The following is a 12,437-nucleotide window of genomic DNA, read 5'->3' as shown; positions in this document are numbered from 1 at the left end:
GGCGCCGATTTCTGCATGAGGGTCGTGATCGGGCGCCGGCCACAGCCACGGCGCAGAACTCGGTGAAGTGGGCTCCCGGGGCGACGTCGGCGGGCATCGCCGACCGCCTCCTCCCGCTCCCCTGTGCTGAGTATGCGCCTCGAAGCGACGGCGCACGTGCGTAATCGACTACTTCGGTACGACTAGATCGCGTCGGGGTCCTCGGCGAGGACGTCGGCGGCCTTCTGCGCCAACTCGACGGCGGTGCGTGCCCATTGGGAGGTGGCCGGCGCCAGCCCGCAGGTCGGGGTGATGCCGATGCGCTCGGCCAGGAGCTTGCGGGCGAAGCCGAGCCGGTCGGTGATCGCGACCGCCGCCCTCGCGAGCTCGTCCGACGAGGGACTGGCGGCGGGAGCGACCGACGGCACCACGCCGAGCAGCACGGTGCGGCCGCTCTCGACGAACTCCCCGACGCCGTCGAGGTCCTCGGCGACAAGCGTCGAAGCGTCGACCGACACTGCATGTATCGCACTGCTCCGCAACGCTTTCCACGGCAGCGCCGAGGCGCAGCTGTGCATCACCGCCTCGGTGCCCACCGTGGCGACACAATCGTCGAGCAGGCCCATGGCCACCGACTCGTCGACCGGGTGCACCGGCGTGAGGCTGGTGACCCCGGTGAGGCGGCCGTCCAGCGCGGCGGGCAGCAGCGGTTCGTCGAACTGCACCACCACGGCGGTGTCCAGCCGCCGGGCCACCTCCGCGCGGTGCTGCGCCATCCCCTCGGCCAGGGAGGAGGCCACGTCGCGCACCGCGCCGGGATCGGTGATCGCCCGGTGGCCGTTGGCCAACTCCAGTTGCGCCGCCAACGTGACCGGCCCGGGCGACTGGACTTTGACCGTGCGGCCGGTGCCGCGCAGACCGGCCTTCTCCCACGCCTCCTCCAGCGCATCGAGATCCTCGCTCAGCAGGCTCGCCGCCCGGCGGGTCGCCGCACTGCGGCCCGCCGCGATGCGGTAACCGCGGGGCACGGTGTCGATGGCGATGTCGACCAGCAGGGCCCCGGCGCGCCCGATCATGTCGGCACCCACACCGCGGGAAGGCAACTCCACCAGATGCGGCAGGGTGTGCAGTTCACCGACGACCACCTCGGCGCCCTCGCGCGCCGACGTGCCCGGCCACGACCCGATGCCGGTCGCTGCGGCGAAAACACTCACTCGGCCGACAGTATTCGATCACCGCTAGTGTCGATCCCGAAGGGTTGGGAAGGACGCGCATGCCCGTATCGCCAGGACGGACGCTCCTGTGGTGCGCGGCGGCGGCCCTGACCGCCGGGTGCACGCAGACGATCGGCGGCAGTGCGCTACGGGCCATCGGAGGCATCGACGACGACTCGCGCTCGCCGGTCGATGTCGAGACCATCATGCTCGACCAGTCACAGATGCGCGCAATCACCGGCGCCGGTGACGATCTCACGATCATTCCGACGATGGACGGCAAGGTACCGGTCGACATCGAACCGCTCACCGAATCCGCTCCACCGCAATGTCAATGGGTGTTCGCCGAAACGCAGACCTTCGGGCCCGACGTCGAGGAATTTCACAAGACCACGTTCCAAAACCCTCCCGATGGCGGCCTGATCTCCGAAGGCGCAGCGGCCTACCGCGACGCGGCCACCGCCCGCCGCGCGTTCGACGACCTCGTCGTGCGTGTCGAGGATTGTGACGCAACGCCATTGGGGACGATGTTCGTCGGCGACTGGACGGTCAGCCCCGACACCCTGCAGATGCGGCCCACCGGCGGCTGCAGCCGCGACTACCGCGTGAAGTCGGTGGTGCTGGTCGAGGTGACCGCGTGCCGGTTCCCCACTTCGGTGCCTCAGATCGTGATGACCAACATCCTGGCCAACGTGCCCGGCTAGCGGGTGATCGTCGCGCTGGCCAGCACTTCGTCGCCGTCGGGGTCGCGACGATAGAGCACCATGGTCTGGCCTGGAGCCACGCCGCGCAGCGGGGTCCGCAATTCGACGACGAGCCGGCCGTCGCGCAGTTCGGCCACCCCGTCGCCGATGCCGCCGTGCGCCCGCACCTGCACCTGGCATTCCACCGGACCGGTGGGCGCGACACCGGAGGTGAAGATCGGCCGCTCGCCGGCCAGCGTCGCGACGTCGAGATCGCCGGCGTCGCCGACGTGCACCGTCGCGGTCTCGGCGTCGATCCCGGTGACGTAGCGCGGCCGCCCGTCGGGGCCCGGTCCGGCGATGCCCAGGCCCTTGCGCTGGCCGACGGTGAACCCGTGCACGCCGTCGTGTTCGGCCAGCACCGTGCCGCCGGAGTCGACGACGGCGCCTCGGCGCACCCCGATCCGGGCGCCGAGGAACGCCCGCGTGTCGCCGGAGGGGATGAAGCAGATGTCGTGGCTGTCCGGCTTGTCGGCGACCGCCAGCCCGCGCCGCGCGGCCTCGTCGCGGATCTGCGGCTTGGGGGTGTCACCGACGGGGAACACCGCGTGGCGCAACTGCTCGGCGGTCAGCACCGCGAGCACGTACGACTGATCCTTATCGGCGTCGACGGCGCGGCGCAGCCTGCCGTCGGACAGCCGTGCGTAGTGCCCGGTGGCCACGGCGTCGAACCCCAGCGCCAGCGCCCGGGCGGCCAACGCGGAGAACTTGATTCGCTCGTTGCACCGCACGCACGGGTTCGGTGTCTCGCCGCGCGCGTACGCCGACACGAAGTCGTCGATGACGTCCTCTTTGAAGCGGTCGGCGAAATCCCAGACGTAGAACGGGATATCGAGCACGTCGGCGACGCGGCGGGCGTCGCCGGCATCCTCCTTCGAGCAGCACCCCCGTGACCCGGTGCGCAGCGTTCCGGGTGCGGCCGACAACGCCAGATGGACCCCGACGACGTCGTGGCCCGCATCGACCATCCGGGCCGCGGCGACCGACGAATCCACGCCACCGCTCATCGCCACCAGCACCCGCACTACTCGACGACCCCCGAACTGGCCAGCGCGGCCTGCCGCGCACGCTTGACAGCTCCGGGCAGCACCGCGAGCGCGGCATCGACGTCGGCGTCGGTGCTGGTGTGGCCGAACGACAGCCGCAGCGAACGGCGCGCGTTCGCCGGGTCGGCGCCCATCGCGATCAGCACGTGCGACGGCTGTGCCACACCGGCCGTGCAGGCCGAACCTGTCGAGCACTCGATGCCCTTGGCGTCCAACAGCATCAGCAGCGAGTCACCCTCGCAGCCGCGGAAGGTGAAGTGCGAGTTGCCGGGTAACCGTGCGGCCCCGGTCGCGCCGTTGACGTCGACGTCGTCGATGGCCGACAGCACGCCCTCGACCAACCGGTCGCGCAGCGCCTGGATCCGGACGCTGTTGGCGTCCAGACCCTCGACCGCGATCCTCGCCGCGGCAGCCATGGCGACGGCACCTGCGACATCGGGTGTGCCGGAGCGGACATCACGTTCCTGACCACCGCCGTGCAGCAGCGGGACGCAGGCGGTGTCGCGTCGCAGCAGCAACGCCCCGACTCCCGTCGGACCGCCGAACTTGTGGGCGGTGATGCTCATCGCCGCCAGGCCGCTGGCCGCGAAGCCGACCGGGATCTGGCCGACCGCCTGGACCGCGTCGCTGTGCATCGGCACCCCGAATTCGGCTGCGACGGACGCTAATTCGGCGATCGGCATGATGGTGCCGACCTCGTTGTTGGCCCACATCACCGACACCAGCGCGACGTCGTCGTGGTCCTGCAACGCATTCCGCAGCGCCGCGGGTGTCACCGAGCCGTCCTTGCCCACCGGCAGCCACGTCACCTCGGCGCCCTCGTGGCCGGTCAGCCACTCGACGGCGTCGAGCACCGCGTGGTGTTCGACGGGCGTGGTGACGATGCGCCTGCGGCGCGGGTCGGCATCGCGGCGGGCCCAGTAGATGCCCTTGACCGCGAGGTTGTCGCTCTCCGTGCCGCCCGCGGTGAAGATCACCTCCGACGGTCGGGCGCCGAGCAGCTGGGCCAGCGACTCGCGCGACTCCTCCATCCGGCGGCGCGCCAGCCGGCCCGTGCCGTGCAGCGAGGACGCGTTGCCTACCGTCGCCAGCACCGCCGTCATCGCCTCGATGGCAGCGGGGTGCATCGGAGTGCTGGCGGCGTGATCGAGATAGACCGGCTCGGAGGTCATAACCCGTCCAGAATAGCCGCCGGGCGGGCGGGCCCCCGATTCGCTCAGGCCACGAGCACGTGGGCGGGCGACGGCTGCGCGGGCCGGCCCCGCACCGCGATCTCACAGCGGGCCGCCAGGTCGCGACGGTCGCTGCCCGGCAGTTGCAGTGACGCCACCAGCACCCGCACCATGGTGCGCCGGGTGGTGATCAGCCGGCGGATGGACTCCAGCAGCGTGTCCTCGCCCACATACGCGGCCACCGTCGACGGCCGGCCGTCGCGGTGGTGATAGCTCAGCCGCAGCGGTTGCACCGGCCGTGCCGCGTCGACCGCGGCCTGGAACATCGCGGGCCGGAACCGGCCGTAGGCCAGACCGCAGTACGTGGTGGCCTCGGGGAACGCGACGACGGTCTGTCCGGCCCGCAGCCTGCCCGCGACGGTGCCGACCACATCGGGCAGGCGCCGCAAGTTGTGTCTTTCGATCGGGATCACCTTCATCAGCCGGGCCAGCAGGCCCAGACCGGGCCAGCTGATCAGCTCGGACTTGGCGACGAACCGACCCGGCAGCACCGAGCCGATCGCGAAGATGTCCACCCACGACACGTGTCCGCTGACCACGAGGACGCCTTGCAGGTTGCGAATCGGCCTGCCGGACACGGTGATTCGGATGCCCAGACACCGCAACATCAGGCGGCAGTAGCGTCGCTGGACGTGGGCGCGGCCCGGCGCGGGCAGCGCCAGCACCGGCACCGCCGCCAACAGGAGCACCGCGAACGTCGCCCGCACCGCCACCCGGCAGGCGACGGCCAGCCGGTGACCCGCCTCGGCGGCGCCGACGGTGACGCAGGTGGCGTCACAGGAGGCGCGCGGCACCCAGTGGTGCTCGGCGGTCACGACGCGATCCCGTCGGCCATCGCGGCGGCCGCCCCCACCGATCTGAGCCGGCGCAGATATCGGGTGTCGGCCTGGCGCTTGTCCAGCAGCGCCGGGAAGTCGCCGACCCCGAAGTCGGGGTCGTATGCGGGTTCGCCGCACACCTGGGCGCCGAGGCGCAGATAGCCGCGCATCAGCGGCGGCACCGCGACCCTGCCGGGTGGATCGATGGCGTCGAGCACATTGCCGTCGACGGTCACCGGACGGTACGGAAACACCGTGAACTGCGCGGGCGCGGCGTGGCGCCGGCGCACGAAGTCGCGGACCCCGCGGATCTGCGAGCCCGGCGCCTCGTCGGCCGAGCCGGTCACGGGCACCGATACGCACCCGGTCACGTAGTCGTAGCCGCAGCGGTCCAGGTAGGCGAGGATCCCTGCCCACATCAGCAGCACCACCGAACCGTTGCGGTGATCCGCGCGCACCACTGCGCGGCCCATCTCGACCAGCGAGGGGCGTAGCGCGTCGAGCCCGCGCACGTCGAATTCCGTTGCGGTGTATAGACCACCGGCGGCGGCGGCCCCCGCGGGCGGCAACATCCGGTAGCACCCGACCAGCTCGCCGGAGGTGTCCTCGCGGACCAGCAGATGGTCGCAGTGCTCGTCGAACCGGTCGGCATCCCGGCCCGCGGCGTGGTCGTCGGCGGTGAAGGCGAACCCCGGTTCGGAGGTGAACACGTCGTGGCGCAGCCGCTGCGCGGCGTCGATGAGCGCAGCGTCGGTGGACAGCAGCAGGGTGTAGTGCGGCGCCTGTCCGTGGTCGATCTCGTCGGGGGCGATGAGTACAGAAGCAGTGCTCATGACTGCACCGTCGCCCAGCCGCCTCTCCTGATGGCGTCCGGCGCGTGACGTGTCCGTGAGCGCTGAGTGACGAATTGACCTCGCCGGCGCTATTTGCGGCGGGCGAGCCAGTCCGCGAAGCGGACTTCTGCCGTGACGGCGCCGTCGCCGGTGACCAGGCTGGTGTCATCGACCGCAGTGCCGAAATAGGTGGCGCCCGCGGTGACGACGACGGGCCGGTCGCCAACGTTGGCGCGCAGCACCGCGCGGGCGAGGTCGGCGAACGTCATCTTCTCGGGTCCGCCGACGTCGACGTGGCCGTTGCGGGCGGGGGCGACGGCCGCGCGCGCCACCTCGGCGGAGACCTCGTCGGCGGCAATCGGCTGGATCAACGCGTCGGGGACGTGTACCTCGTCGCCCGCGCTCAGCGATCCGGTGATGGCCTCGGCGAACTCGTGGAACTGCGTGGCCCGCACGATCGTGTACGGCAGCCCCGAGTCGCGAATGATGTTCTCCTGCACGACTTTGGCTCGCATGTACCCGCTTTCGGGCAGCCCGTCGGCGCCGACGATGGACAACGCGACGTAGTGTCCCACCCCGGCGTCGGCGGCCGCCGTCACCAGGTTCGTCGTCGACGCGGTGAAGAACTCCAGCACCGGGCCGTCCTCGAACGACGGCGAGTTCGTGACGTCGACCAGCACGTCGGCACCCGCCAGCGCATCGGCGAGCCCGTCGCCGGTCAGCACGTCGGCCCCCGTCCGTCGGGACGATGCGACGACCGTGTGCCCGGCATCGGTCAGTAGCGCGACCACCTTCGAGCCGATGAGACCCGTGGCGCCGATCACCGTGATCTTCATGTCCGAACAGCTTGCCCCGAAAGTTCGCCAGGGTCCAGAGACGCGAAAACCCCGGTGCCGTGACGCACCGGGGTTTCGCGTAGGTGTCAGCCCTTGCGGGCCTTGACGGCCTCGGTCAGCTGCGGCGCGACCTTGAACAGGTCGCCGACGATGCCGAGGTCGGCGATCTCGAAGATCGGCGCCTCTTCGTCCTTGTTCACCGCGATGATCGTCTTGGACGTCTGCATGCCCGCCCGGTGCTGGATCGCCCCGGAGATGCCCAGCGCGATGTACAGCTGCGGCGAGACCGTCTTACCGGTCTGGCCCACCTGGAACTGACCCGGGTAGTAGCCCGAGTCGACCGCGGCACGCGACGCACCGACGGCGCCGTTCAGCGAATCCGCCAGTTCCTCGACCACGCTGAAGTTCTCGGCGCTGCCGACACCGCGACCCCCGGACACCACGACCGTCGCCTCGGTCAGCTCCGGACGGTCACCCTGCACCGCGGGCTCGCGCTTGGTGATCTTCGTCGCATTCTCGGCCTGACCGGGCACCTCGACGTTGACGACCTCGCCGGCACCGTCGGCGGGCTCGGCGTCGACCGCACCGGCGCGCAGCGTGATGACCGGCAGCTCGCCGGTCGACTCGGCCTCGACGGTGTAGGCACCGCCGAAGATCGAGTGGATGGCCTTGCCGCCGTCCTTGACCTCGACGACGTCGGTCAGCACGCCCGAGCCGGTGCGCGCCGCCAGGCGTCCGGCGATCTCCTTGCCGTCGGCGTTCGCCGCCAGCAGGACACCGGCGGGCGAGGCCGACTCCACCAGCGACGCCAGCACGTCGACCTGCGGGGTGATCAGGTAGCCCTCCGCGTCCGCGGACTCGGCAACGTAGATCTTGGCCGCGCCGGCTGCCTTGAGGCCATCGATGAGCGGTTCGGCGGTGCCGGGCGCACCGACGACGACGGCCGACGGCTCGCCCAGCTTGCGCGCCGCAGTGATCAGTTCCGAGGTGACCTTCTTCAGCGCACCTTCGGCATGCTCAACGAGCACGAGTACTTCAGCCATGAGTGTTCTCTCGTCCTTTGTGTCGTCGACTAGATGATCTTTTGGGCGACCAGGTACTCGGCGACCTTGGTGCCGCCGTCGCCCTCGTCGGTGACCTTCTCGCCCGCGGTCTTCGGCGGCTTCGGAGTCGACGAGAGCACCTTCGTGCCGGCGTTGGGGCCACCGACTTCGTCGCTCTCGACGCCGATCTCGGCGAGCGTGAGCTTGGTCACTTCCTTCTTCTTGGCGGCCATGATGCCCTTGAACGACGGGAAGCGTGGCTCGTTGATCTTCTCGTTGACGCTGACCACGGCGGGCAGCGGCGCCTCGACGAAGAACACGCCGTCGTCGGTCTCGCGCTCACCGCTGACCTTGCCGCCCTCGACGGTCACCTTGCGCAGGTGGGTCAGCTGCGGCAGGCCGAGGTACTCGGCGATGATCGCCGGCACCGCACCGCCGGTGCCGTCGGTCGCCTCGTTGCCCGCGATGACGAGCTCGGTGCCCTCGATGGTGCCCAGCGCACGGGCCAGAGCCCAGCCGGTCTGCACCATGTCGGATCCGTGCATGCCCTCGTCGACCAGGTGAACGGCCTTGTCGGCGCCCATCGACAGGGCTTTGCGGATGGCCTCGGTGGCGCGCTCGGGGCCGGCGGTCAGCACCGTCACGGTGCTGTCGCCGCCCTCGCGCTCCTTGATCAGCAGCGCTTCCTCGACGGCGCGCTCGTTGATCTCGTCGAGCACCGCGTCGGCGGCCTCGCGGTCGAGCGTGAAGTCGCCGTCGGACAACTTGCGCTCCGACCAGGTGTCAGGGACCTGTTTGATCAGGACCACGATGTTCGTCATGAGTTCGGTTCGTCCTCCTCGAAGAGGCCGGCCGGCCGGCCTGCCTTACCACGTCTGAAGCAACTACCACCATGTTACTCGTCGGTAACTTTCAGCGGTTCGCAGGAACACCATAGCTGGTCGAAGTTTGCGTTCTAGCAGCCCGTAGGCGGTGAACCGTTCGCCATGGGGCCGATCCGCGTTAGCCTGCCTTGCAATGAGCGCCTCCTTCGTTACCAACGGTCCGCTTGGGTCGGACGACGATGCCGCGTTGCCACTCACCGGCGAACGCACGGTCCCCGGGCTGGCGGAGGAGAACTACTGGTTCCGCCGCCATGAGGTCGTCTACGCGCGCCTGGCGGACCGCTGCGTGGGTCGCGACGTGCTCGAGGCGGGCTGCGGCGAGGGCTACGGCGCCGATCTGATCGCCCAGGTGGCGCGCCGGGTGATCGGCCTGGACTACGACGAGGCGACGGTCGCGCACGTGCGGGCCCGCTACCCGCGGGTCGAGATGCGGCACGGCAACCTCGCGGCGTTGCCGCTCGACGACGGCACGGTCGATGTCGTCGTCAACTTCCAGGTGATCGAACATCTGTGGGACCAAAGCCAGTTCGTCGGCGAGTGCCTGCGGGTGCTGCGGCCCGGCGGGGTGCTACTGATGTCGACGCCGAATCGGATCACCTTCTCCCCCGGCCGCGACACCCCGATCAACCCGTTCCACACCCGCGAGCTCAACGCCGTCGAGCTGACGGAACTGCTTGTCGAGGAGGGGTTTTCGGTGGTGGCGATGCTCGGCGTCTTTCATGGGCCACGACTTGCCGAACTGGACGCTCGCCACGGCGGCTCGCTCATCGACGCCCAGATCGCGCGTGCGCTGGCCGACGCGCCGTGGCCGCAGGACCTGCTCGCCGACGTGGCGTCGGTGACGACCGACGACTTCGACCTGGTGGACGCGGCGGACCGCGACAGCCGGGACATCAATGACAGCCTGGACCTGGTGGCGATCGCGGTGCGCCCGTGACTTCCGTTCCCGGGCTCTTCACGCTCGTCCTGCACACGCACCTGCCGTGGCTGGCGCACCACGGTCGCTGGCCGGTCGGCGAAGAGTGGCTCTACCAGTCGTGGGCCGCGTCGTACCTGCCGCTGATGCGGGTCTTGCGCACGCTGGCCGCCGAGGACCGTCACCATCTGCTGACGCTCGGCATGACGCCGGTGGTCACCGCGCAGCTCGACGACCCGTACTGCCTGTCCGGCATGCACCACTGGCTGGCCAACTGGCAACTGCGCGCACTCGAGGCGACGACGCTGGCAGAGCCGTTGCGGCAGTTCGGCGTTCGCGAACACGCCGAGGCCGGCCAGGCGCTCGACGACTTCGCGACACTGTGGGCGCACGGCGCGAGCCCGCTGCTGCGGCAGCTGATCGACGCCGACACCATCGGACTGCTCGGCGGGCCGCTGGCGCATCCCTTCCAGCCGCTGCTGCATCCGCGGTTGCGAGAGTTCGCTCTGCGCGAGGGACTGGCCGACGCGCGGGCACGGTTCGCGCATGCGCCCACGGGCGTCTGGGCGCCGGAGTGCGCCTACGCGCCGGGGATGGAAAGCGACTATGCCGCAGCGGGTGTGGGGCATTTCATGGTCGACGGTCCGTCCCTGCACGGCGACACTGCCCTGGGACGGCCGGTCGCGTCGTCCGACGTCGTCGCATTCGGCCGCGACCTGCAGGTCAGCTATCGCGTGTGGTCGCCGAAGTCGGGCTATCCCGGCCACGCCGCATACCGCGACTTCCACACCTACGACCACACCACCGGCCTCAAACCCGCCCGCGTCACCGGCCGCAACGTGCCGTCGGATGCCAAGGTGCCGTACGACCCCGAACGTGCGGACCGCGCGATCGACGGGCATGTCGCCGACTTCGTCGGTGTGGTGCGCCAGCGGCTGTTCGACGAGAGCGCCCGCATCGGCAGGCCCGCACACGTCATCGCGGCCTTCGACACCGAATTGTTCGGGCACTGGTGGTACGAGGGGCCCGTGTGGCTCGAGCGGGTGCTGCGGGCGCTGCCGGAGGCCGGGGTGCGGGTCGGCACGCTGTCCGACGCCAAGGCCGACGGTTTCGTCGGCACCCCCGTCCAATTACCGCCCAGCTCTTGGGGTTCCGGTAAGGACTGGCAGGTGTGGGCCGGCGAGCAGGTCGCCGATCTCGTGCAGTTGAACAGCGAGGTCGTGGACACCGCGCTGACCACCGTCGACAAGGCGCTCGGCGAGACCGACGCCCCGCCCGCCCGCAACTTCGTCGCTGACCAGATCCTGCGCGAGACCTTGCTGACCGTGTCCAGCGACTGGCCGTTCATGGTCAGCAAGGATTCCGCGGCCGACTACGCGCGCTACCGCGCGCATCTGCATGCGCACGCCACCCGCGAGATCGCCGACGCGATGGCGTCGGGCCGTCACGAGCACGCCCGCCGGCTCGCCGACGGCTGGAACCGCGCCGACGGCCTGTTTGGCGCCCTCGACGCCCGGCGGTTACCGCGGTGAGCGTCCCCAATCACCGCGTGGGTGCGTGTTTGCAATCGACACGCCGCGGAATCACGGCACTTTGCGCACGCTCGGCGGTGGTGAAAGTGCATTGAAGGTACTGATGGTGTCGTGGGAATACCCGCCGGTGGTCGTCGGCGGGTTGGGACGACACGTCCATCACCTGGCCACCGCGCTGGCCGAGGCCGGCCACGAGGTCGTCGTGCTGAGCCGTCGGCCCACCAACACCGACCCGAGCACGCATCCGTCCACCGACGAGATCGCCGAGGGCGTGCGCGTCGTCGCGGCGGCGCAGGATCCGCACGAGTTCGACTTCGGCAGCGACATGATGGCCTGGACCCTGGCGATGGGTCACGCGATGGTCCGCGCCGGCCTGGGCATCCGGGGTCGACGCGACCGACCGTGGCGCCCGGACGTGGTGCACGCCCACGACTGGCTGGTCGCCCACCCCGCGATCACCCTCGCCGAATACTTCGATGTGCCACTGGTTTCCACCATCCACGCCACCGAGGCGGGCCGGCATTCCGGGTGGGTGTCGGGTCGCATCAGCCGGCAGGTGCACGCACTGGAGTCGTGGCTCGTTCACGAATCCGACTCGCTGATCGCGTGTTCGAGGTCGATGAGCGACGAGATCACCGAGCTGTTCGGCCCCGGCCTGGCCGAGACCCGCGTCATCCGCAACGGAATCGACGCCGCGCGTTGGCCGTTCGCCGAGCGCAGGCCCCGGTCGGGTCCCGCGCAGCTGCTGTACCTGGGTCGCCTCGAGTACGAGAAGGGCATCCACGACGCGATCGCGGCGCTGCCCCGCATCCGGCGTACGCATCCCGGGACGACGCTTACCGTCGCCGGTGAGGGCACCCAGCTGGACTGGCTCGTCGAGCAGGCGCGAAAGCACAAGGTGCTCAAGGCAACGTCGTTCGTCGGTCACCTCGATCACGACGCGCTGGTGCGCATGCTGCACTCCGCCGACGCCGCCGTGCTGCCAAGCCACTACGAGCCGTTCGGCATCGTCGCGCTCGAAGCCGCTGCGACGGGGATCCCGCTGGTGGTCGCCAACGTCGGCGGGCTCGGCGAGGCGGTGATCAACGGCCACACCGGCGTGTCGCATCCGCCCCGGGACGTGGCGGCGCTCGCGGCCGCCGTGCGTTCGGTGCTCGACGACCCGCAGGCTGCGGAACGGCGCGCCGCCGCCGCCCGTGAACGGCTGACGTCGGACTTCGAATGGCACTGCATCGCAGGCGAAACCGCGCAGGTGTACCTGGCGGCCAAGCGGGGCGAACGCGAACCGCACCGGCGGCGGGTCATCGTCGAGCACGCGCTGCCGGGTCGTTAGACGTGCGAACTGGCGGGGATCGAGTTTC

At 70.3% G+C, this 12,437-nt stretch carries 12 protein-coding genes; 4 read left to right on the top strand and 8 right to left on the bottom strand.

Annotated features, from left to right (window positions below; all coding sequences use genetic code 11):
* Positions 1 to 182: 182 nt before the first annotated feature.
* Positions 183 to 1,193 carry a methionine synthase gene (locus tag ABGB19_RS02495; protein WP_347683634.1) on the bottom strand — a complete coding sequence of 337 codons (1,011 nt, stop codon included), beginning with the start codon at positions 1,191 to 1,193 and terminating at the stop codon, positions 183 to 185.
* A gap of 59 nt (positions 1,194 to 1,252) precedes the next feature.
* Here ABGB19_RS02495 and ABGB19_RS02490 point away from each other — a divergent pair, with 59 nt between their 5' ends.
* On the top strand, positions 1,253 to 1,897 hold the full coding sequence (locus tag ABGB19_RS02490; protein ID WP_347683632.1) for a sensor domain-containing protein: 645 nt from the start codon (positions 1,253 to 1,255) through the stop codon (positions 1,895 to 1,897).
* Here the strand turns inward: ABGB19_RS02490 and mnmA are convergent.
* The 7 genes from mnmA to ABGB19_RS02455 all read right to left on the bottom strand — a co-directional run bounded on the left by mnmA (position 1,894) and on the right by ABGB19_RS02455 (position 8,565).
* Positions 1,894 to 2,961 (bottom strand): tRNA 2-thiouridine(34) synthase MnmA, encoded by a 1,068-nt coding sequence (mnmA, locus tag ABGB19_RS02485; protein ID WP_347683630.1) that lies wholly within the window; start codon positions 2,959 to 2,961, stop codon positions 1,894 to 1,896. The genes ABGB19_RS02490 and mnmA overlap by 4 nt on opposite strands.
* A complete protein-coding gene (locus ABGB19_RS02480) occupies positions 2,961 to 4,154 on the bottom strand; it encodes a cysteine desulfurase family protein (RefSeq protein WP_347683628.1) in 1,194 nt (397 codons plus the stop codon). Before ABGB19_RS02480 ends, mnmA begins: the two co-directional genes overlap by 1 nt.
* Before the next feature lie 44 nt (positions 4,155 to 4,198).
* Positions 4,199 to 5,029, bottom strand: coding sequence for a lysophospholipid acyltransferase family protein (locus ABGB19_RS02475; RefSeq protein ID WP_347683626.1), 831 nt, complete (start codon positions 5,027 to 5,029; stop codon positions 4,199 to 4,201).
* Entirely contained in the window at positions 5,026 to 5,865 is an 840-nt protein-coding gene (locus ABGB19_RS02470) for a GNAT family N-acyltransferase (protein WP_347683624.1), read from the bottom strand. The genes ABGB19_RS02475 and ABGB19_RS02470 overlap by 4 nt, the downstream gene beginning before the upstream one ends.
* An 89-nt stretch (positions 5,866 to 5,954) precedes the next feature.
* Positions 5,955 to 6,701: an SDR family oxidoreductase gene (locus ABGB19_RS02465; protein ID WP_347683622.1), complete on the bottom strand. Its 747-nt coding sequence runs from the start codon at positions 6,699 to 6,701 to the stop codon at positions 5,955 to 5,957.
* Between the two features lie 86 nt (positions 6,702 to 6,787).
* Positions 6,788 to 7,744 carry an electron transfer flavoprotein subunit alpha/FixB family protein gene (locus ABGB19_RS02460; protein ID WP_347683620.1) on the bottom strand — a complete coding sequence of 319 codons (957 nt, stop codon included), beginning with the start codon at positions 7,742 to 7,744 and terminating at the stop codon, positions 6,788 to 6,790.
* A gap of 29 nt (positions 7,745 to 7,773) precedes the next feature.
* A complete protein-coding gene (locus ABGB19_RS02455; protein WP_347683618.1) occupies positions 7,774 to 8,565 on the bottom strand; it encodes an electron transfer flavoprotein subunit beta/FixA family protein in 792 nt (263 codons plus the stop codon).
* Between the two features lie 196 nt (positions 8,566 to 8,761).
* On the opposite strand from ABGB19_RS02455, the gene ABGB19_RS02450 reads away from it, so the two are divergent.
* The 3 genes from ABGB19_RS02450 to ABGB19_RS02440 all read left to right on the top strand — a co-directional run bounded on the left by ABGB19_RS02450 (position 8,762) and on the right by ABGB19_RS02440 (position 12,409).
* A complete protein-coding gene (locus tag ABGB19_RS02450; RefSeq protein ID WP_347683616.1) occupies positions 8,762 to 9,565 on the top strand; it encodes a class I SAM-dependent methyltransferase in 804 nt (267 codons plus the stop codon).
* The gene (locus tag ABGB19_RS02445) at positions 9,562 to 11,076 is read left to right on the top strand and encodes a glycoside hydrolase family 57 protein (RefSeq protein WP_347683614.1); all 1,515 of its coding nucleotides are present in this window, start codon (positions 9,562 to 9,564) and stop codon (positions 11,074 to 11,076) included. The genes ABGB19_RS02450 and ABGB19_RS02445 overlap by 4 nt, the downstream gene beginning before the upstream one ends.
* 91 nt (positions 11,077 to 11,167) lie before the next feature.
* A complete protein-coding gene (locus ABGB19_RS02440) occupies positions 11,168 to 12,409 on the top strand; it encodes a glycosyltransferase family 4 protein (protein WP_347684674.1) in 1,242 nt (413 codons plus the stop codon).
* Positions 12,410 to 12,437: the final 28 nt, after the last annotated feature.

This window comes from Mycobacterium sp. B14F4 (assembly GCF_039871645.1).
Classification (GTDB): Bacteria; Actinomycetota; Actinomycetes; order Mycobacteriales; family Mycobacteriaceae; genus Mycobacterium.
Note: the sequence above shows the minus strand (reverse complement) of the source record. Positions and strands in the feature narration are given on the sequence as shown.